At 55.9% G+C, this 22218-nt stretch carries 17 protein-coding genes; 12 read left to right on the top strand and 5 right to left on the bottom strand.

What is annotated here, in order from left to right; all coding sequences use genetic code 11:
- The first annotated feature begins 249 nt into the window (after positions 1–249).
- Together AC0B60_RS15540 and AC0B60_RS15545 are read left to right on the top strand one after the other, a co-directional pair.
- A complete protein-coding gene (locus tag AC0B60_RS15540) occupies positions 250–1614 on the top strand; it encodes a KamA family radical SAM protein (protein ID WP_465086788.1) in 1365 nt (454 codons plus the stop codon).
- A 191-nt stretch (positions 1615–1805) separates the two neighbouring features.
- On the top strand, positions 1806–3785 hold the full coding sequence (locus AC0B60_RS15545; RefSeq protein WP_465086789.1) for a hypothetical protein: 1980 nt from the start codon (positions 1806–1808) through the stop codon (positions 3783–3785).
- 70 nt (positions 3786–3855) lie between these two features.
- On the opposite strand, the gene AC0B60_RS15550 is transcribed toward AC0B60_RS15545, so the two are convergent.
- Positions 3856–4992: a helix-turn-helix transcriptional regulator gene (locus tag AC0B60_RS15550; protein ID WP_465086790.1), complete on the bottom strand. Its 1137-nt coding sequence runs from the start codon at positions 4990–4992 to the stop codon at positions 3856–3858.
- Between the two features lie 157 nt (positions 4993–5149).
- Entirely contained in the window at positions 5150–6019 is an 870-nt protein-coding gene (locus AC0B60_RS15555) for a thioredoxin family protein (RefSeq protein ID WP_136633514.1), read from the bottom strand.
- A 212-nt stretch (positions 6020–6231) separates the two neighbouring features.
- On the opposite strand from AC0B60_RS15555, the gene lon reads away from it, so the two are divergent.
- On the top strand, positions 6232–8682 hold the full coding sequence (lon, locus tag AC0B60_RS15560) for an endopeptidase La (RefSeq protein ID WP_465086791.1): 2451 nt from the start codon (positions 6232–6234) through the stop codon (positions 8680–8682).
- Positions 8683–8791: 109 nt separating this feature from the next.
- Here the strand turns inward: lon and AC0B60_RS15565 are convergent, their stop codons facing one another.
- Positions 8792–9286 (bottom strand): MarR family winged helix-turn-helix transcriptional regulator, encoded by a 495-nt coding sequence (locus AC0B60_RS15565; protein ID WP_465086792.1) that lies wholly within the window; start codon positions 9284–9286, stop codon positions 8792–8794.
- 311 nt (positions 9287–9597) lie between these two features.
- On the opposite strand from AC0B60_RS15565, the gene AC0B60_RS15570 reads away from it, so the two are divergent.
- The 6 genes from AC0B60_RS15570 to AC0B60_RS15595 all read left to right on the top strand — a co-directional run bounded on the left by AC0B60_RS15570 (position 9598) and on the right by AC0B60_RS15595 (position 15549).
- A complete protein-coding gene (locus AC0B60_RS15570) occupies positions 9598–10443 on the top strand; it encodes a TPR end-of-group domain-containing protein (protein WP_465086842.1) in 846 nt (281 codons plus the stop codon).
- A gap of 164 nt (positions 10444–10607) precedes the next feature.
- Positions 10608–11720 carry a branched-chain amino acid ABC transporter substrate-binding protein gene (locus AC0B60_RS15575; protein ID WP_465086793.1) on the top strand — a complete coding sequence of 371 codons (1113 nt, stop codon included), beginning with the start codon at positions 10608–10610 and terminating at the stop codon, positions 11718–11720.
- A 161-nt stretch (positions 11721–11881) separates the two neighbouring features.
- Positions 11882–12805, top strand: a complete 924-nt coding sequence (gene livH / locus AC0B60_RS15580) for a high-affinity branched-chain amino acid ABC transporter permease LivH (protein WP_465086794.1) — start codon at positions 11882–11884, stop codon at positions 12803–12805.
- Complete coding sequence (locus AC0B60_RS15585) at positions 12805–14076, top strand: high-affinity branched-chain amino acid ABC transporter permease LivM (protein WP_465086796.1); 1272 nt, start codon at positions 12805–12807, stop codon at positions 14074–14076. The genes livH and AC0B60_RS15585 overlap by 1 nt, the downstream gene beginning before the upstream one ends.
- Positions 14077–14082: 6 nt before the next feature.
- Entirely contained in the window at positions 14083–14838 is a 756-nt protein-coding gene (livG, locus tag AC0B60_RS15590; RefSeq protein ID WP_465086797.1) for a high-affinity branched-chain amino acid ABC transporter ATP-binding protein LivG, read from the top strand.
- A 9-nt stretch (positions 14839–14847) separates the two neighbouring features.
- The gene (locus tag AC0B60_RS15595) at positions 14848–15549 is read left to right on the top strand and encodes an ABC transporter ATP-binding protein (protein WP_465086798.1); all 702 of its coding nucleotides are present in this window, start codon (positions 14848–14850) and stop codon (positions 15547–15549) included.
- 107 nt (positions 15550–15656) lie between these two features.
- Here AC0B60_RS15595 and AC0B60_RS15600 read toward each other — a convergent pair whose 3' ends face one another.
- Positions 15657–16097, bottom strand: coding sequence for a hypothetical protein (locus AC0B60_RS15600; RefSeq protein ID WP_007153093.1), 441 nt, complete (start codon positions 16095–16097; stop codon positions 15657–15659).
- 327 nt (positions 16098–16424) lie between these two features.
- On the opposite strand from AC0B60_RS15600, the gene AC0B60_RS15605 reads away from it, so the two are divergent.
- The 3 genes from AC0B60_RS15605 to AC0B60_RS15615 all read left to right on the top strand — a co-directional run bounded on the left by AC0B60_RS15605 (position 16425) and on the right by AC0B60_RS15615 (position 19705).
- Entirely contained in the window at positions 16425–16889 is a 465-nt protein-coding gene (locus AC0B60_RS15605) for a DUF3015 domain-containing protein (RefSeq protein WP_465086801.1), read from the top strand.
- 108 nt (positions 16890–16997) lie between these two features.
- On the top strand, positions 16998–18863 hold the full coding sequence (locus AC0B60_RS15610; protein WP_465086803.1) for an Lnb N-terminal periplasmic domain-containing protein: 1866 nt from the start codon (positions 16998–17000) through the stop codon (positions 18861–18863).
- Positions 18833–19705 carry an alpha/beta hydrolase gene (locus AC0B60_RS15615; protein ID WP_465086804.1) on the top strand — a complete coding sequence of 291 codons (873 nt, stop codon included), beginning with the start codon at positions 18833–18835 and terminating at the stop codon, positions 19703–19705. Before AC0B60_RS15610 ends, AC0B60_RS15615 begins: the two co-directional genes overlap by 31 nt.
- A 197-nt stretch (positions 19706–19902) precedes the next feature.
- On the opposite strand, the gene pnp is transcribed toward AC0B60_RS15615, so the two are convergent.
- Positions 19903–22026, bottom strand: a complete 2124-nt coding sequence (gene pnp, locus AC0B60_RS15620) for a polyribonucleotide nucleotidyltransferase (protein WP_465086805.1) — start codon at positions 22024–22026, stop codon at positions 19903–19905.
- Between the last annotated feature and the right edge of the window lie 192 nt (positions 22027–22218).

Genomic DNA, 22218 nt, shown 5'->3' on the forward strand with positions numbered 1-22218 from the left:
TATGAAAATTCAATTTTTGAGGAAAATTCACCATGACCTGTCGGACTATTTCGGTTACTTACGTAATAATGGCGCCTTTTTCTCTCCCAAACAAGCATAATCAGACCAAGGTCTTAGGATTACTACCAATTTGATTAGACCTGAAAATACTTTTAGATTTATGTATACTCGCCTGCCCGTTTTTTGACCAGCGGAGCGGTGGCAACCCCCACCCTCCAGAATATGGCTCACAACCAAAGAGGGCGATCTATGAACTCCATCGTCACGTTCCCGAACCGGATTCCTACCGCCGAGTTCGAAGAGCGGCGTTTTAAGGTCTACACAGACCGCCAGCTCGATAAAATTGACGTTATCCAGAATCTCCCTGAAGAGACCCTGTTTGAAATGAAGGTGGTAGCCAGTGTGCTGCCGTTCCGCGTTAACGAATACGTTATCAATGAGCTGATCGACTGGAACAAGGTGCCAAACGACCCGCTTTACCAGTTGGTGTTTCCCCAGAAGGGTATGCTGAAGGACGAGCATTACGAGCGCATGGCAAAGATGCACCGTGAGGGCGCGGAGAAGAAAGAAATTCAGGCCGTAGCGAAAGAAATTCGCGACGAACTGAACCCGCATCCGGCCGGCCAGATGGAAATGAACATGCCAGAACTGAACGGAGAGGTTCTGGACGGCGTTCAGCACAAGTACCGCGAGACCGTTCTGTTCTTCCCGGCCCAGGGCCAGACCTGCCACTCCTACTGCACCTTCTGCTTCCGCTGGGCTCAGTTCGTGGGCGACAAGGACCTGAAGATGGCCAGCACCGAAGCAGAAAAGCTTCACGGCTATCTGCAGGAGCATACCGAAGTCAGCGATCTGCTGGTCACCGGTGGCGACCCCATGGTGATGAAAACCAAGAATCTGGTCCAGTACCTGGAGCCATTGCTTCAGCCGGAGTTTGATCACATTCAGACCATCCGCATTGGTACCAAGGCCCTGACCTTCTGGCCATACCGTTTCGTGACCGACAAGGATGCGGACGAACTGATTGACCTGTTCGCCCGTCTTGTGGACGCTGGCAAGCACGTCGCCATCATGGCGCATTACAACCACTGGCAGGAAATCACCACCGATATCGCGGAAGAAGCCATCCGCCGCCTTCGTGCAACCGGTGCCGAAATCCGCGCTCAGGGCCCGCTGATCAAGCACGTCAACGATAATGCTGATGACTGGGCCAAACTGTGGGATAAGGAAGTACAGCTGGGCATCATCCCCTACTACATGTTTGTAGAGCGGGACACCGGCGCCAAGAACTACTTCGAAGTGCCTTTGGTGGAAGCCTTCAATATCTACCGCGAAGCCATGAAGCAGGTTTCAGGCCTGGCACGCACCGCCCGCGGCCCGTCGATGAGCGCTGGCCCCGGCAAGGTTGAGGTGCAGGGCATCACCGAGATCAACGGCGAGAAAGTGTTCGTACTCCGGTTCATCCAGGCCCGCAACCCGGATTGGGTTCAGCGCCCGTTCTTTGCCAAGTACAGCGAAACAGCCACCTGGCTGCATGAGCTGGAACCGGCCCTTGGGGAGGAGAAGTTCTTCTTCGAGGATGAGTATGAAGAAATGAAGAAGGGGAACGGCTAACGCCTTTCTCTCACCGTACCAAGGTGTCGCCGTGCCGGCGCCTTGGACATAAACCATTACCCCCTCCTCGCCCCCTCAAAATTCTGCACTACCTTCGAACACTGAATTACCCCCATATGAGGGCGTTTTCCTGACAACCCCAATGCTAGTCTCAAGCCTCACCAAACTGGCTGTTTGTCTAGGAGTCTTCAGTGAAAAAAATAAACCACATTGCATTTGCAAGCGCCCTTTCCTCCGCTCTCTTGCTCGCCGGTTGCGGCGGATCATCGAGTGGCAGTAGTTCATCAGAGAGCAACAACACTTCCGACGCTTCAATTTCTGGTACTGCCTCAGCACCCGCCGCAACAGTTGCATTCGAGAGCCCACCCAGCGCTATCGAATTTGCCCTGAACTTCTTTATCTCACCAGCCGCAGCCGCCATCACAGGCCTTGACCCAATTGAAGGCGCGACGGTTGAACTGATCCGTGTAGATAACGATGGAAACCAGATTGGTGAGATACTGGCATCGTCGGTGACCTCAATCACCGGCGACTACGAACTTACGTTACCTCAGAACGTCAATCTGGCTGGAAACCTGATTGTTCGAATCACTGGACAGAACGACACCGCCCTTCGAGCACAGGTGGTGGATCAGGACGTTGATATTTCGCCAGTTTCCGAATTTGTACTCCGAAAGTTCATCAGCCAGGGCGCTGAACTGGACCAACTGTTGGTAACCGACGTTGTAAAACTTGAAGGCAGTGTCGAAGAATTTGACCTCTCACTATCTGACTCGGCAAACCTTGAACAGGCTTTTGCTGCACTGGAAGACAGTATTGGTGACTTCGTCGAGAACGAAGTAGCGGTTGCCAAATCCGACAAAGGCGATGGCTCTGCTATCACCGGCAACTATCGTAGTGCCGCCTTCTCCTTGTCGCTCCACGACAGCGAAAACAATGAGAACGGCACCTACGCCAACGATTTGTGGGCCAGCACTTTCAGCTTTAGCAACAACGGGAACGGAAACATCTCAGTGACCCATATCACCGAGGATAGCTCCTATGGCAGCCTGTCTGGCTCGGCGCTGAACCAAAGCGGCGTCTATTACGAAGTTGGCTCGGAAGAGATTGACGAAACCTTTCCTGCGACGCTCACTGACAGCGGCATCCTGTCGATCTCCGGCGAATTCGAGGAGGAAATCAGTGGCGACTATGGCTGGCGCTTTCCCGCCCATACTTACAACTTGCAGCAAGTAACAGGTACCGGCCTTTTCTTCGTACTATCCAATGAAGCGGCTGTGCGTTACGCAACTGTCGACACAAACAGTGATGGTGAAAAGGATGCCGTTGACCCTAAACAAAAATCGGGTGACGAAGTATTTCGTACGCTTGAGGTATTTAGCCGTCAACCGGAGGATTTCCAGAACTCGGACCTGAACGGAAACTTTGGCCGGGTATTCATGGAATCCTGGATGACCGGAGGCATCACTGAACTGGCAACGGAAACCAATATTCTCATTTTCGACGGCGACGGTACTTTTGACTACGGCCAGGTCAGCGGTCACCAGATAGGCCTGGAGCCCACTGGCCCGACATACAGCGCTCTGGCTGAAGGTGCGGCGACTGGCCAACCCATGGTAATTACTGCAAATGGAGACATCACTTCAGCAGGCGGCGAGCCGGCGGATGGCTTCATCAACGACACATTTAACTTCATGGCCTTTGCCGAGGCCGAGGGCGACCAAAACAACGCCGAGGCCAGAAAAACCCTCTTGGTCAAGCTGCCAGAAACAGCACCAACGGTTACCGGCAATAAGTACCGCATGCTTCTGACCTCCATGAAGCTGGGCGACGGTGAAGAGTTTCTGCTGACTTCAAGCAAGTTCAACACCTTCCTCACAATGACATCAGAAACGGCCGGCACCATCGATGGTGCGTTCTTCGAAGTCATAAAGACCGGCCTGGGTGGCGACATCGAAATCACCACAGATACCGTTGAAACACAGGCAGCCGTGTCTCTCGGCGGCGCCGGAAAAACCTCAATAACGATTGCCGGCGCTGATGGGACCACCGTTCTGGACGGTTTCTTCGACGAAGAGGCCAATCTCGGCATCTTCACCCTGAAGTGGCAGGAAACCAACGAAGATCCAGACGAACTTGGCCTGGTTGTTTTAATCAAAACCAACGAATGATCAAAAGCTGATGCAGGGCGGGACCTTCCCGCCCTCACCAGCAACGCCAACTACTCCCCCCCCACCTATCTCACCGCAGCAGCGAAGAAAGAATAGTACTGATGAGCTGGCCCTGCCGACTCTGCCCGGTTTTCAAAAAAACCTGCTTCAGATAGCTTCGGACCGTTGCCTCACTTTTATGGCGCCGGTGCGCAATATCCTTCAGACTCATGCCTGTAATCAGATCCTTGCACAGCTGTGCTTCTGCTGCGGTCAGCGAGAAATACTGGCGAATCATCACCTCATCAGGAAACTTTCTTGATTCCGAATCAATCACCGTTACCAGCACACCGCCTGTCAGGAACTCGCTGTGCTCAAGAGGACGCAGGGTCATCAGCAATGGCGATCTCTCCAAACGAAGGATAACGAGTGTTTCCGGCTCATAGGTGTTGCCTTCCAGGTCCGCGTGGGCGACCCGGGTAATGGTTCGGAAAAAGGCTTTCTGGGCAATGTCGTCTCCGAACGTGAAGCGCTGCTGCCGCAACGTGATGGTTTGGTCCGCAGCCAGAAACTCCTCCCCCCGTTTATTCGACACCATCAGGCGCCCACGACTGTTCAGAACAAATGCAGCGTCCGACACCAGCTCAATAAACGTCGACAACGCCTTTTCAGATTCTGGACTCTGGTGGAAAGTCTCAGCCAGGCTGACGGACTGACGGATAAAGGGGATCAGACGATTCATCGCCTCAAGTTCTGAGGGACTATAGGCCCCCTGAGCAACAGTTCGCTGCACCGTCAGCATCACGATGTGAGTGTCAGAGGCATCGACAACCAGCCACGCAGAATCGAGCATGCTGTGATCTGACTCCCAACGGTCGTATTGATCGCCTGGTGGCCCCTTTTCAACAAGCGGCAGTGCCGAGTGAAAAGTGCCGGAAGCCTGAGTAATGGCATAATTGGTCACGGCATCGTGGGCAATCATATTGTTATCCAGATACCATCCAATGAACTCATCGGACAATCCCGCGTACCAGAGATGCTCAATCGCTCTGGGCGACCTGCGTACAAACGAGAGCTGGGCCGCACAACCATTCACAGAGCCCATCAGCATCGCCAGGAAATCATGAAATCCGGTCTGGTTCTGCAGTGATTGATAGAGGCAGTGGATCAGATCAGCTTCATTTGCTAGAAACGGGGCTGACGCTCTTTCTCGTTGCTGAAGGGGCATTAAAAGCTTTCCTGCTTTCTTCATTGGTAGGACTGTTCCGATTAATCCGGCAACAATCACTATAGGAAGATCACAGGAGAATGTGTAGTGAAAACGGGCATTCAGCCATGGGAAGAGGCGGTTCTCGTGCGAATGCCCGATTCAGGAAAAACCGAGATCAATGCATCAACGTATACAACTTACGCCGATAGGTACGCACGTCCGGGTTGTTATTTCCCAGCTTGTCGAATAACTCAATCAAAGTGGTTTTAGCCACCTCATCCTTATATTTGCTGTCCACCCGCATCAATCGAATCAGCAATTCCATCGCTTCTGCGTTGTTTTCCTGAAGGATGTGATGCAGCGCTAGCAAATGCAGGGCATTAGGATCTTTCGGATCTTTATCCAGCGCATCCTCCAGTTCGTGGATGGGAGGCAATTCGGCTGACGCTCTGAGGAATTTCAGCCGGGCCGCCAACTGCTTGGCCTGGTGCTGCATCTTTTCTTCCGGCGGCAGGCTTTCCAGTACCTGTTCAGCGGTTTCCAGGTCGCCCAGTTCCGCCTTCAGTTGCGCGAGGTCGATCAGTACCTTCAGATCATCCGGGTCGCTCCGATTCATCTCGGTTAGCACGGCCAGTGCAGCCTCAACATCGCCTTCTTCCCAGAGTCGGTGAGCCTTGTCGTAAGGGGCTTCCTCGTCTTCGGGCATTTCGATGTGCTTGTCGAGGACCTTGCGAATCTCGCTCTCCTGCAAAGCGCCATTGAAGCCATCCACTGCCTGGCCATCTTTCACCAGGATTACGGTGGGCAGGCTGCGCACCCCCAGGCTGCCGGTCAGTTGCTGCTGCTCATCAGCGTTCACTTTGGCCAGCATAAAGCCGCCCTTATACTCATCCGCCAGCTTTTCCAACAACGGCATTAACTGCTTACAGGGGGCGCACCATTCCGCCCAGACATCAATCAATATGGGCGTTTTGGAGGACGCTTCCATCACATCCTGCTGGAAGTTGTCCATGGTGGCTTCGAAAACGTACGGCGAGTTGCTCATGGATGGCACCTGAAAGTGGTTTCCTGAAATGTCATTAACGGATTGTTGTTGGTATTGGGGGCTGAGAGCCGAAATTCAAGGCTTTGCAGCGAGCTCTGTTCGATGACAGCAAATACCGGCACCTGCCTTGAAATAATCCCCTTTGCCGTTACATAGGCAATAGGACCGGGGCGACTGCCCGGATCAAATTCCCTGGAGGATGCGTGTACGGCATGAACGACGACAACCGCAACGACTCTTTTGATGCTCCCGAAGAAGACCTGACCGAGTACATCGGCAAGGACGAGAACAGCAAAAGCCTGGTACTGCCAAAACAGCAAATGCCACGCCGCATGTACGTGTTACCGGTGTCGAACAGACCATTCTTCCCGGCCCAGGTGCAGCCCATTATCGTTAACCAGAACCCCTGGCAGGAAACCCTCAAGCGCGTGGGCGAAACCGACCACAAGGTGCTGGGCATCTGCTTCGTCGAAGACAGCGACCCGGAACAGGGCGTTCCCGGCAGCGAGGAACTGGAAACCGTAGGCTGTGCCGTGCGTGTCCACCACGCCCAGGGGGAAAGCGGCAAAGTCCAGTTCATTGCCCAGGGCCTGCAGCGTTTTCGCATTACCCAATGGCTTCGGCGCAGTCCACCCTACCTGGTGGAAGTGGATTACCCGGACGAACCGGAAGAAGCCGCAGACGAGCTGAAGGCCTATACCCTTGCCATCATCAGCTCCATCAAGGAACTGCTGCGTACCAACCCGCTTTATGGCGAGGAAGTGAAGCAATACCTGTCCCGATTCGGTCCGGATGACAGCTCTCCGCTGGCGGATTTTGGCGCCTCCATGACCAGCGCTCCCGGCCAGGAGCTTCAGGAAGTACTCAATACCGTGCCTTTGCTCAGGCGCATGGAGAAAGTACTCCTGCTGATGGCGAAAGAACAGGAAGTCGCCCGCCTGCAAAGTGAAATCAGCGAGGAAGTAAACGAGAAGGTACAAAAGCACCAGCGTGAGTTCTTCCTGAGGGAACAGCTCAAGGTCATCCAGCGCGAACTGGGCATGGCGAAAGACGACAAAACCGCCGATGCCGAGCGCTTCCGCGAGCGCATGGCAAGCTTGAACCCGCCGGAACAAGTTCAGGAGCGTTTTGGCGACGAACTTCAGAAGCTGCAGGTGCTGGAACAGGGCTCACCGGAATACGGCGTGACCCGCAATTACCTGGACTGGCTGACCCAGATGCCCTGGGGACTGACCTCGGAGGACCATTTCGATCTGGCCGGGGCCCGCCGTATCCTCGACCGTGACCACGATGGACTGGACGACGTAAAAGATCGTATCGTTGAGTTCCTTGCCGAAGGCACCTTCAAAGGAGAGGTCAGCGGCTCCATCCTTCTGCTGGTCGGCCCGCCTGGCGTGGGCAAGACCTCCATCGGCCATTCCGTCGCCAACGCCCTCGGCCGCGAGTTCTATCGATTCAGCGTGGGCGGCATGCGTGACGAAGCCGAAATCAAAGGCCACCGCCGCACCTATATCGGCGCCATGCCCGGCAAATTTGTGCAGGCACTGAAAGACTCGAAGGTATCGAACCCGGTGATCATGCTGGACGAAATCGACAAGATCGGCGCCTCCTTCCAGGGCGACCCGGCCTCCGCCCTACTGGAGACACTGGACCCGGAACAGAACCGGGAATTCCTGGACCACTACCTGGACGTGCGCATGGACTTGTCCAAGGTCCTGTTTATCTGCACCGCCAACCAGCTCGACACAATCCCAAGACCCTTGCTGGACCGCATGGACGTCATCCGGCTATCCGGCTACATCACCGAGGAAAAGCTCGACATCGCCAAGCATCACCTGATGCCCCGACTGCTAAAACGAGCTGGCCTTCTGAAAAAGCAGATGAACATCACCGACGCCGCCATCAAACAGATCATTGAAGGCTACGCCCGTGAAGCAGGCGTCCGCAGCCTGGAAAAACTGCTGCACAAAGTCATTCGCAAAGGCATTGTTCGATTACTGGAAAATCCGGACGAGCCCGTGAAAGTCGGCGTCTCCGACCTGCAAACCTACCTGGGGCAACCAGCCTTCCGCAAAGAGAAATCCCTGAAAGGTACCGGCGTGGTCACAGGCCTGGCCTGGACCGCCATGGGCGGCGCCACCCTGAGCATTGAAGCCTCACGGATTCACAGCAGTCAGCGTGGCTTCAAACTCACCGGGCAACTGGGCGACGTGATGAAAGAATCCGCCGAAATCGCCTACAGTTTTGTCTCTTCAAACCTCAAGAGATTCAAGGGCGACCCCACTTTCTTCGACAAATCCTTCGTGCACCTGCACGTCCCTGAAGGCGCCACGCCAAAAGACGGCCCCAGCGCCGGCGTGACCATGGCCACCGCTTTGCTCTCCATCGCCCGCGGGGAATCGCCCCAGCAAAACCTCGCCATGACCGGAGAACTGACCCTCACCGGCCAAGTGCTCCCCGTCGGCGGCATCCGCGAAAAAGTCATCGCAGCAAGACGCCAGAAAATCAGCAACCTGATTTTACCGGAAGCAAACCGGGGAGATTACGAGGAACTGCCTGAATACCTGAAGGAAGGACTGACAGTAAACTTCGCCAAGCACTACAGCGATGTATTCCAGGTGTGTTTCGGAAATAAGCCGAAAAAGGGTGCGTCAGTGCACTAAATTCGGCGACAGCCAAAAGGTAAGATCGGTTCGGGGGTGGTGATAAATTTTCTGCCAGAAAATCTATCACCACCCCCAAACCAGGCACCCCTGAGGCCAACACCAAACCTCAGGCCTTGGCCTTCCACCCATCCTCACGCAACACCGGCCCCACATCCAGAACCGGCGACGCATCAATATCATCGGCATCCATCATATTGGCCACCCGCTGAAGCGACGCCAGAATCATCGTCTGCTCCCACTCCGCCAGGCTCTGGAATTTCTTGATGAAATCTTCCTGTAGCGGCTGCGGCGCTCGGGCCAAAATCTCCGCACCCTCCTCCGTCAGGTGGGCGTGAACTTTACGCTTGTCCTGAGTGCTGCGAACACGATAAACCAGTTTACGATGCTCCAGTCGATCAAGAATCGTGGTCACGGTTGCCTGGCTCAGGCTCACCTTGTCGGCAATGGTTCCGATCGTTACCTCGCCCAGGTCACGGATGCTGCGCATAATCAGCAATTGTGGCCCAGTCAGCCCCGCATGCTTGCTAAGGCGTTTGGAATGCAGGTCAGTCGCTCGAATCACCCGACGCAACGCCACCAAAACCTCTTCGTAATTGTTCAACGCACCACTCCGCTTCGATTTGCCAATTATTTATAACACTAAGTATTAGAGGTCTTTGACCCAGATATTGCAAGCAGTAGTACCCACACCCATCGGTGTGTATTGCACTGACCTGCCAGTCCTTTTGCGAATTTCAGCATTTCTTCCGCCAACCACTATGCTAAGGTCACCTCCTTGTTGAATTTCCGCAAAACGGACACAGCCTAATGAACACCCGAGCAAACAACTCCCTCCTGCACAGCTCTTTAAGAAAGCGCCTGGCAACCGTTCTCGCTTCATGCCTGATCGCACTATTATTCAGTGCCGTTACCATGGCCCAAGAGCCTGGCGAGAACCTTACCGCCGAAGATGTGCAGCAGCGAATCGACACCGCTGAAGAACCCATGTATACGCCGTTTGTTGAGCTGTACTTGCTGGAAGAAACCAAAGCACTGCGCAAGGAAATGATGAACACCCGAGCCGAGCTGATCGAAAAGGTTGTGGACAAGGAACTCTCGGTAGCAGACAAAACCATGTCGTACGCCACCGATACCGTGACCTACTTTTTCTACCTGATCGCTGGCGCCACCTCCATTCTTGTGGTCATTGGCTGGAATTCGATTCGTGACATGCGCAATCAGCTCACCAGCCTCGCCGAGAAGCGGGTCAATGAACTGGTCGTTGAATATGAAAAGCGCCTGGAATTCATCGAGGACCAGCTGAGACAGAAATCTGACATCATTCATCAGAACCAGGCCGAAATCGAACGCACCAACGAAGTGCACTCCCTTTGGCTGAAGGCCAGCCAGGAAACCTCTCAACAGAACAAGATTTCTGCCTACGATACCATCCTGGATCTTCGGCCTGACGACGTGGAAGCATTGAGTTACAAAGCCGATGCGGTGCTGGAAATGCAGGAACCACTGTGGGCCATCAGTCTTTGCCAGCGCGCCCTGAAGTTGGCGCCTGAAAACGGCCATGCCCACTATCAGTTGGCCTGCGCCTACGCCGAGATCGGACGCTGGGACGATGCCGTGATGACACTGCAAAAGGCGATTAATATCTCTGAGGCGTACAAAGACGACGCGTCCGTCGACCCAAGCTTTGAACAACTGAGAGATCACGAAAGCTTCCGGAAACTGATTTTCCCGGACGACGGGGAGCAGTCTGACGCCTGACACGACAGGCCGGCACGCTCTTTGCTCGTCCACTGCCGGGAAAACGACCCTCGACGGTCCGGCGCATTCACTAAATTTGCCTGCTTGACAAGGTGGCAGGTGTGGTGTTTGTTTACATCGCTGAGAACATAAGAAAAACCCTGACACAAAACAGGACAGACCCAATGAGAACACCAGTCAAGAAACTCGTAACTGCAATTGGTACTTCTATCGCTGTAATGGGCGCGGGCCAAGCGGCCGCCGAAATCAAAATCGGTATCGCAGGGCCAATGACCGGCCCTGTCGCTCAATACGGTGACATGCAATTCTCCGGCGCCCGCATGGCAATCGAACAGATCAACGCCAATGGCGGTGTTATGGGAGAGAAACTCGTCGGCGTTGAACAGGACGACGTTTGTGACCCCAAGCAGGCCGTGACCGTTGCCAACAACATGGTGAACGAAGGCGTTCGTTTCGTGGTTGGACACCTGTGCTCCAGCTCTACCCAGCCCGCGTCCGACATCTACGAGGACGAAGGCATCCTGATGGTGACGCCTGCCTCCACCAGCCCGGACATCACCGAGCGTGGGTATGAACTGGTATTCCGTACCATCGGCCTGGACAGCATGCAGGGACCGGTCGCCGGCAACTACCTGATCAGCCAGAAGCCGGAGCGCGTTGCCGTTATTCACGACAAGCAGCAGTACGGTGAAGGTATCGCGACAGCGGTGCGTGACACCCTTGAAGAAGCCGATGTTGAAGTGGCCATGTTCGAAGGCATTACCGCCGGCGCCAAGGATTTCTCATCGCTGGTAACCAAGCTCCGACAGGCCGACGTAGATTACGTCTACTATGGCGGCTACCACCCTGAACTGGGTCTGATTCTGCGCCAGGCTCGCCAAGCTGACCTCGACGCCACCTTCATGGGCCCGGAGGGCGTTGGTAACAAGGATATCAACACCATCGCCGGTGATGCCGCTGAAGGCCTGCTGGTCACACTGCCACCGAGCTTCGACGAGAAAGACGAGAACCAGGAACTGGTTCAGGCCTTTGAAGATAAAGGCGAAGATCCCTCCGGTCCTTTCGTACTGACTTCCTACACTGCTGTGCAACTGATAGCCGACGGCATTGAGGCCGCCGAATCAACCGACCCATTCGATGTAGCCGAAGCGCTGCGCGCAGGCACGTTCCAGACGCCAATCGGTACTGTTGAGTACGACAGCAAAGGCGATATGGAATCGTTTGAGTTTGTTGTCTACGAATGGCATTCAGATGGCAGCAAAACTCCGGTAAACTAGGCCGCAATCGTTAACAAACGGTAATTATGAGAGCACCTTCTCACCGCGATCCGGGAGAAGGTGTTTTTCTAGGCCCCTGTTGATCCTGCATTCAGTACCCCCGGTACCCCGGGCTGTGCCTGCATGCAGAGGAAGGGGCAGGCTATCGGAGTCCCACACAGATGCAAGACCTCCTGTATTTTATTCAGCAGCTCATTAACGGGCTGACGATCGGGAGCACCTACGCCCTGATCGCCATCGGTTACACGATGGTTTACGGCATCATCGGCATGATCAACTTTGCCCATGGTGAGATTTACATGATCGGGGCCTACACCGCCCTGATTGCCATTACCGGCCTCGCCGCTCTGGGCATCGCCTGGTTGCCGCTGATACTAATCGTGGCGCTTGTCTGCGCAATGATTGTTTCCAGCTCGATGGGATGGGCCGTGGAACGGGTGGCGTATCGACCGGTTCGGGGGAAGCACCGCCTGATTCCGCTGATCTCGGCAATCGGCATGTCGATTTTCCTTCAAAACTACGTTCACCTTGCCCAGGGATCACGCAACATTGGCTTCCCTGCGCTGATTGAGGGCGGCTTCCAGTTCGGCGCCGCGGATTCGTTCCAGACCTCGATTTCCTACATGCAGATCACCATCTTCATAACCACCCTGATCTGTATGACCATTCTTTCGTTATTCATATCCCGCTCCCGTATCGGCCGCGCCTGTCGAGCCGTTTCCCAGGACCTGGGCATGGCCAACCTGCTGGGCATCGACACCAACCGTATCATCTCGGCAACGTTCGTCATCGGCGCCGCACTGGCGGCAGTCGCGGGCCTGCTTCTCGGGATGTACTACGGCTCCATCGATCCGTTGTTTGGATTCATTGCCGGGCTGAAGGCGTTTACGGCTGCCGTTCTGGGGGGTATTGGAAGCATTCCAGGCGCCATGCTTGGAGGGCTTATTCTCGGGGTTTCTGAGAGCATGACCTCGGGCTACCTCAGCGGTGAATACAAGGACGTTGTCTCCTTCGGACTACTGATCCTGATTCTGCTGTTCAAACCCACCGGCCTGCTTGGCAAACCGGAGGTTGAAAAGATCTGATGGCTGCTCATAACCTGAAACACGCGCTGTTTTGCGCCATTGTCACTCTGCTGATTTCGTACCCCATTCTGGGCTTCAACCTTGCTAGCGAAGGTATAAACGTCACCCTAGAGGGGGCTCAAACCTCCACTATCCTTGGCGTACTACTGGCTGCGGTTATTGTCTTCCTGTTTCAGTTGTTCCGCGACAAACTGATGGGCTCACTGCGCCAGCTGCCCGCCGTGAGCCCACTGGCGAACCGCAAGCCGATGGAACAAAGCAAACGGCTGAAGCTGGAATCCACACTGCTCACACTGATGGTAATCGGGGCGCTCATCTGGCCCTTTATCGCCTCCCGTGGCGCGGTGGACCTTTCAACCCTGGTACTTATCTACGTCATGCTGGCTCTGGGCTTGAACGTGGTGGTCGGCCTGGCCGGACTGCTGGACCTTGGCTACGTCGCCTTCTATGCCGTGGGCGCGTATACCTTCGCCATGCTGTCCCAGTATTACGGTATTTCCTTCTGGTTCGCCTTGCCCATAGGCGCTGTGCTGGCCGCGCTATTCGGCCTGGTGCTTGGCTTCCCGGTATTGCGGTTACGAGGGGACTACCTGGCCATCGTTACCCTGGGTTTTGGTGAGATAATCCGCATCCTGCTGAACAACATGACCAGCCTGACTGGGGGCCCCAACGGAATTGGCGGCATTCCCGACCCGACCCTGTTTGGGATGGAGTTCGGCCGCCGGGTCAAGGAGGAAGGCAACACGTCTTTCCACGAAACCTTTGGCATTGCTTACAGTGGCGAGCACAAAGTGATTTTCCTGTACCTCATCGCTCTGGTGCTGGCTGTCATTACCGCTATCGCCATCCGTCGCCTGATGCGCATGCCCGTTGGGCGCGCCTGGGAAGCTCTGCGAGAAGATGAGATCGCCGCCAAGTCCCTGGGGCTGAACAGAACCGCCGTCAAGCTTTCCGCTTTTACCATCGGCGCTTTCTTCGCCGGCTTTGCCGGTACGGTTTTCGCCTCCAAGCAGGGCTTTATCAGCCCGGAATCCTTCGTATTCCTGGAATCGGCCATCATCCTGGCGATTGTGGTACTCGGCGGCATGGGCTCCCAGATGGGGGTTATTCTCGCTGCGATTGCCGTCACCATACTGCCGGAACTGGCGCGAGAGTTCTCCGAATACCGGATGCTGATCTTCGGCGCCGCGATGGTGCTGATGATGGTCTGGCGCCCACAGGGCCTGATGCCCATGCGACGCATCCACATTGAACTGAAAAAGCAGGAGTGACGGATAATGCTTGAAGTACAGAATCTGTCGATGCGCTTTGGCGGGCTCCTGGCGGTGGATCAGGTGTCGTTGGACGTACAGGAACATGAAATCGTGGCCATTATCGGCCCCAACGGGGCCGGCAAAACCACGGTATTTAACTGCATGAGCGGCTTCTACAAGCCCACCGGCGGGAAGATCCTGTTCCAGGGAAATGAAATCCAGGGCAAGCCGGACTTTAAGATCTCCCGTCTTGGCCTGGTCAGAACCTTCCAGCACGTGCGCCTGTTCAGCCGCATGACGGTGGTGGAGAACCTGCTGGTGGCCCAGCATCGCCACCTCAACACCAACCTGCTCGCCGGCATACTCAATACGCCGAACTACCGCGAGAAAGAGCAGAAATCGCTCGACCGGGCTGCTTACTGGCTGGACCGGGTAGGACTGACGGACATGGCGAACCGGGAGGCCGGCAACCTGGCCTACGGCCAGCAACGCCGTCTTGAGATCGCCCGCTGCATGGTGACCGAGCCCAAACTGCTGATGCTGGATGAACCCGCTGCTGGCCTGAACCCGGCCGAAACCAAGGACCTGAACCAGCTGATTATCAGCTTGAAGGAAGACTACAACGTCTCCGTGGTGTTGATTGAGCACGACATGAGCCTGGTGATGGATATCTCCGACCGCATCAATGTGATCAACCAGGGGCGCCCCCTGGCTAGCGGAACACCGGATGAGATTCGCCGCAACGATGATGTCATCAAAGCCTATCTGGGTGAGGCCTGAGGAATAACCATGCTAGTACTAGAAGATGTCCATACCCATTACGGCAAGATCGAGGCGCTTCACGGCGTGTCTGTGGAAGTAAATAAAGGTGAGATTGTGTCCCTGATCGGTGCCAATGGCGCCGGTAAGACCACCCTGCTGATGACCGTCTGTGGGAACCCCCAGGCCACCTCCGGTCGGGTAATTCTCCAGGGGCGGGATATCACCCGTGACCTCACCTCAAACATTATGCGCTCGGGCATTGCCATCGTGCCGGAAGGCAGGCGCGTATTTTCCGGCCTGACTGTTGAAGAAAACCTCCATATGGGCGGTTTTTTCAATACCAAATCGGAGATTCGCAAGAGCCAGGACCACGTCTACGAACTGTTTCCACGCCTGAAGGAACGGGAACATCAGCGTGCCGGCACTATGTCTGGTGGCGAGCAGCAGATGCTGGCCATCGGGCGGGCGCTGATGAGTAGACCAAACATGATCATCCTGGACGAGCCGTCCCTCGGGCTGGCCCCACTGGTGATCAAACAGATCTTTGAGATCATCGGAAAGCTGCGCGAGGAAGGCATTACCGTATTCCTGGTGGAGCAGAACGCACACCAGGCCCTGAACCTGGCAGACCGAGGCTACGTACTCGAAACCGGTCGCATCCGCCTGCACGATACCGGGAAAAACCTGCTGGCCAACCCGGATGTTCAGAATGCCTACCTGGGTGGTTGATGAGGTAGCCATCGACCAGTGGTAAGAACGGCGTGACCAAACGCAAAAAAGCCGGAACATGTTGTCATGTTCCGGCTTTTTTGTAACACCTGGCATTAAGCAAACACTTACTTAACGCTTTTGATGGTGCCCTTGTAACCTTCAACGGTGACGTTGATGGTTGCAAATACCACGTAATCGTCCTTCTGGACGGTGTAACGCGGAGCTACAATCACGTCAGCACCGGATTCCTGAATCGCGTTGTAGGCAGCAGCTGCCTTAACAGATTCAACCGGGTTCGGCAGTGCGAAAGGCAGAACACTTCCACCGCTACCACCGGCAGAGTATGCAACGCCGTCAGCGTATTCAGTTTCAGCGCCCAGGGTAAAGAACAGAACCTTGGTCGCTGAAGATTGACCGGTGATTTTCTCGCCTACTTCGATGTCAGCCTTAACGTCAGTAGCGACGGAGCCGGACAGCGGCAGGGAGGGAGCACTGGTGTTCAGTGAGGAACAGCCAGTCAGTGCGCCGGCGAGAATCAGTGATGATGCGACAAGAACTTTTTTCAAAACTCGATCTCCATGTGTTGTGTACAAGCCTTCATGGCCGCGCGCACTATACCCAAATGAACCCTATATAACAAGATCATCATAAAATGTCGCTTTTTAGCCTATTTAGAAATATGAACACGTGATCACATTTTTACTTTTCGGGCCAAATCAATCACTCAGCGCCTTTGTAATTTGCCTTCCTGATATTTCAACTATACTCAGAATCAACGGTCGACCTGTCTCCACGGGAAATCAGTAGGGGCCGTTGGCGTGCCGGCTTCCGGGGACCCTCTCAGCGGATGTGGCGCGTATGCGACGACAGCTAAATTAAACAAGGAGTGGATAATGAAAAAACTGATCGCAGGTGCACTGCTTATGAGTGCTTCTACTCTCGCTTTTGCCCAGCCCGGCTGCGGTGTCGGTGCCATGATCTGGAAAGGACAGTCTGGTATCGCCCCCCACGTTCTGGCCGCAACCACCAACGGTACCTTTGGTAACCAGACCTTTGGTATGACCACCGGTACCTTGGGCTGCCAAACCAATCAGTCCGTGCAATCCATGGCCATGTACATGGACAGCAACATCGACAAGGTTGCCCGCGACATGTCCCGTGGTTCCGGTGAAAACCTGGATACCATGGCGGTACTGCTGGGTGTGGACGAAGCGGATCGCGACTCTTTCCGCAAAGTTCTGCAGGACAACTTCGCAACCATTTTCCCATCGTCCGACACCACCTCTGGCGAGGCTGTCGATGCCATCGTAGCCCTGCTGGAGCAGAGCAATACGCTGAGCAAGTACGTAGCCGCCTGATTCTCGGGCGCGAAGAAACAGGAAGAAACAGGAGTTTGCGCGCCAGGGACGGCGCAACGACTCTATCGCCACCCATACGTCGCTTAACCCGGAATTGACTGACCATCCATGCGCACTTCGCTTCGGTTCGCGCTGGCCCTTATCTGGCTGGCATCAGGTTTCAATACATACGCCACATCGCTTCCCGACACCGGAAACCTCCATCAACACCCCGCATGGCTGACACTGCTCCACTACCAGCCCGACCGTCTCGGCGATGGCTACACCGGCCAGGCAGACGACGACAGCTTCTTCCTCAGCGACACCGGAAAAACGTCCCCAAAGACGGAAATGGAAGCCACCCTCAAGGCCATTACCCGGCCCGGCGGCGGTGATGAGCACGCGCGCTGCCGTTTCCCGGCAAGGGATCGTTGGCTGAGAGCGCAACTTGACCTGCCTGAGCAGCCCGTAGACTGCCCCGCTTTCGAGCAATGGACCAAAGAGTTGAACACCAAAACCGTGACACTGGTGTTTGCCGCGTCCTATCTGAACAGCCCATCGTCGATGTTTGGCCATACGTTCCTGCGCCTGGACCCGCCCCAGGAAGATGAAGAAACAAACCTGATCCTGGCCAACACTATCTCCTACGCTGCCGATGCGGCCGCCCACGACAGCGAAATCCTGTTTGCCTACAAAGGCATTTTCGGCGGCTACCCGGGCATCACCTCCATCCAGCCCTACTACGAAAAAATCCGCCTCTATTCCGACATCGAGCACCGGGACCTGTGGGAGTACACGCTCAACCTCACCCAGGAGGAAGTGGACATGATGCTCGCCCATACCTGGGAAATACGCGACCGCAACTTCGATTACTACTTTTTTGACGAGAACTGCGCCTACCGTTTGCTGGCCCTGATCGACGTGGCGCGCCCCGGCACCGACCTGCTAGGGGAAGTCGGCACTCATGCCATTCCCTCCGATACGGTGCGATGGGTCGTCGACAAGGGTCTTGTCGACTCCGTTTACTATCGCCCTTCGGCGGCAACCAACGTCAGCCACCGGATTGACTCCCTGCCAGACGACCACAAGACACTCGCCGCCGCCATCGCCAACGGCTATGTGGACGCCGACGCCCCCGAGGTGCGAGCTTTGAATAGGGAACAGCGCGCGCGGGTGCTAGACACCACCTACGACTATGTACGTTACCAAAGCGAAGCCGAAGGCTGGCCCAGAAAGCACGCAGCACCGCTCTCCCACGACCTGCTTAGGGAGCGCAGCCAAATCCGTGGCGTAGCCGCTCAGAATGGCCCACCAGAGCCTGCCATTCGTGACGACCAGGGCCACGGCACCTTCCGCGCCAGCATCAGTGGTGGACGCATGGGTGAGCGCAACTTTACCGAACTGACATTACGCCCGGCCTACCACGACGTACTGGACCCGCCCGCCGGCTACCGGGGTGGGGCGCAACTTCAGTTCCTCCGCCTGGATGCCCGACTCTACACAGACAATGACGAAGTACAGGTTGAACAACTAACCGGCGTGGAAATCCGATCGTTATCGCCTCGCAACCAGTTCTTCACGCCACTCTCCTGGCAGGTTGGCTTCGGTGGTCGCCGCACTGATACTGAAACCAACCGGGTATTTACCCCCTACCTGGAAGGCGGGGCGGGCGGCAGCTGGCAGCTGGCAACCGGCACACAAGTCTTCGCCATGGCCACCGCCGACCTGGAAATCGACGACGACCTGCGCCGCGGCTACGACGCCGCCCCCGGAGCCGACCTGGGTATACTCCACCAGAACAACCAGTTCAGCCTTCTGGGTGGCGTCAAAACCAAAGCCTGGATCGTCAGCAGCCAACACCGCCAGGACCAGGCGTACCTGGAAGGCAACTGGCACCTCGAGCGGGACTTCAGCCTGTTCGGGAAATTCAGCCGTGAAGACCACTACGACAGGTACCGCAGCACATGGCAACTCGGACTCCACGCCTACTTTTGACAATTCTGAGAACACTGGCCGGCCTCACCGCCGCGTTTACCCTGCTGCTGCAGACCGGCTGCAGCAGCGTGTTCTTCTATCCGGACCAGGTCACCTACATCACCCCGGACCGACTGAACTTGAACTACGAAGATGTGTTCGTGGAAACCCCGGACGGCGAAACCCTCCACGGCTGGTGGCTCCCCGCCCAGTCCGATCCAAAAGGCACCGTCTACTTCCTGCACGGCAATGCCCAGAACATCAGCAGCCACATCATGAACGTCGCCTGGCTGCCTGAGAGGCACTACAACGTCTTCCTGATCGACTACCGGGGATATGGGCGCTCCACCGGCGCACCAGACATAGAAGGCACCCTGCACGACGCAGAGACCGGTCTTCGGTGGCTTGTTGAACAGCAGGACGTCGGAAACCAGCCCCTGTTCCTGCTCGGCCAGAGCCTGGGCGGCGCACTGGGAACCGCCCTGGCCAGTGAATGGGTAAAGCGCGACGAGCAACCACCTCTGGACGGCGTGATCCTCGATGGCACCTTCTCCGGCTTCCGCGCCATCGCCCGCGAAAAACTCGGCAATTTCTGGCTCACCTGGCCACTGCAGGTTCCATTGAGCTGGACGATTACGGACGAATACGAGGCTTACGAACGCATCGGTGATATCAGCCCGGTGCCAGTGATGGTGATTCACAGTGTTCGTGATGGCATTATCCCGCTTCATCATGGGGAGCGGTTGTACGAGGAAGCAGAAGAACCCAAAACGTTCTTGCAGACGGATACGCCCCACGCCTCAACATTTGTGATTCCGGGGTATCAGGATGAAGTTCTGGAATTTATGAAGGCGAGTAAATAGCCTGGGCGTCCGTCGCAGACAGGCTTGCAAAACCGTGGAGCGCCAGGGACGGCGCGACCGAGCCCTACAGGGACGTATTTACGTGGCGCGTTTTGAAAGCCTGTCTGCGACGGGCGCTTCACAAAAGTTGAAGGCCTGAAAATGAAAAAAGCCCGCCAGACTCCAGGGAGTGGCGGGCTTTTTATTAGAAGAAGAGCTTACAGCGCGGACAGATCCGTCGGCTGCTCACCTTCCTTCACTTCCTTCATGGACAGCTTCACGCGCCCACGATTGTCCACATCCAGAACCTTCACCAGAACTTCCTGACCTTCGCTCAGCTCGTCAGTCACGTTCTCGATGCGACGCTCGGAAATCTGGGAAATGTGCACCAGACCATCCTTGCCAGGCAGGATGTTAACAAAGGCACCGAAGTCCACAATGCGCTCAACACGACCACTGTAGATAGCGCCAACTTCGATTTCCGCAGTGATTTCCATCACCCGCTTCATCGCCGCATTGGCCGCATCCTGATTGTCGGCATAGATCTTCACATTGCCATCGTCATCCAGATCGATGGAAGCACCGGTCTCGTCACAGATGGAGCGGATAGTAGAACCGCCCTTGCCGATAACGTCGCGGATCTTCTCCGGGTTGATCTTGATGGTCGTGATGCTCGGTGCGCGGCTGGAAAGCTCTTTGCGCGGCGCAGAAATCACCTTCGCCATCTCACCCAGGATGTGCAGACGGGCTGCATTGGCCTGGTCCAGGGCAATTTCCATGATCTCGTCGGTGATGCCCTGAATCTTGATGTCCATCTGCAGAGCAGTGATACCGTCAGAGGTACCCGCTACCTTAAAGTCCATATCGCCGAGGTGATCCTCGTCACCCAGGATGTCGGTCAGAACCGCGAACTGGTCGCCTTCCTTGACCAGCCCCATGGCAATACCGGCAACCGGCGCCTTGATGGGAACACCCGCATCCATCAGCGCCAGGCTGGAACCACAGACAGACGCCATGGAGCTGGAACCGTTGGATTCGGTGATTTCAGACACCGCACGAATGGTGTACGGGAACTCTTCCACGGTGGGCATAACCGCTGCCACACCACGCTTGGCCAGACGGCCGTGGCCAACTTCACGACGACCCGGTGTGCCCACACGGCCGGCTTCGCCAACGGAGTACGGAGGGAAGTTGTAGTGGAACAGGAACGGATCTTTACGCTCACCTTCCAGTGCATCGATGATCTGCATGTCACGGGCGGTACCCAGCGTAGTGGTTACGATGGCTTGAGTCTCGCCACGGGTAAACAGGGCAGAGCCGTGGGTGCTGGGCAGAACGCCAACTTCCACTTCGATGGGACGAACGGTCTTGTTGTCACGGCCATCAATACGCGGCTTGCCGTCAATAACCTGCTGGCGCACGATGGTCTTCTCGACCTTGGCGAAGTACTTCTTCACTTCGTCTTCCGCCGGCTGGCCCTCTTCTTCACCGGCCAGCTTTTCAACGGCAGCGGATTTGATCTCGCTCAGGCGGGCATAACGCTCCATTTTGTCGCGAATGCCATAGGCCTGCTCGATGTCAGCCGAAAAGTCAGCCTTTACAGCGTTCAGAAGCTCAGTGTTCTCTGCTTCTGGCTGCCATTCCCAACGAGGCTTGCCAACTTCGGCTGCAAATTCCTTGATCGCGGTAACCGCTGTCTGCATTTCCTGGTGCCCGAAGAGCACGGCGCCCAGCATCTGGTCTTCTGTCAGGCCCTTGGCTTCGGATTCAACCATCAGAACCGCGTCTTCAGTACCGGCAACCACCATGTCCAGCAGGGAGGTTTCCAGCTCTTCAAACGTCGGGTTCAGGAAGTAGCCACGCTCATTGGTGTATGCGACGCGGGACGCACCGATAGGACCATCGAACGGGATACCGGAGATGGACAGGGCGGCGGAAGCGGCCAGCATGGCGGCGATATCCGGATCCTGGTTCTTGCTGGAGGACATGACCGTAGTGATGACCTGGGTTTCGTTCATGAATCCCTTGGGAAACAGCGGACGAATCGGACGGTCGATCAGACGGGACGTCAGGGTTTCTTTCTCGGACGGACGGCCTTCACGCTTGAAGAAACCACCCGGGATTTTGCCCACTGCGTAGGTTTTTTCGAAGTAGTTGACGGTCAGCGGGAAAAACGGCTGGCCGGGTTTGGCTTCCTTGGCTGCAACCACGGTACCCAGTACCGAAATGTCGTCCACGGTGACCAGCACAGAGCCGGTGGCCTGGCGGGCAATACGACCGGTTTCGATGGTGACGGTCTTGCCGCCAAGTTCGAACGATTTTTTAACGGGATTAAGATCCACGGTAACTCCTGAATTCATCATTTCAATTGGTTGACCCGGACAACTCGCCCCTGCGAATTATCCGCTATAACTGCAACATCGTCTGAAGTAATGAACTGAAGGGTAGCCCGTCTGAAAGCTAACAGGCTGTTGCAAAACCCCGGGGTGGCGCCATCTGGCGAGACCGGGCTTTTCAACAACCTGCTATCAATT

The sequence above is a fragment of the Marinobacter sp. V34 genome (assembly GCF_055524115.1).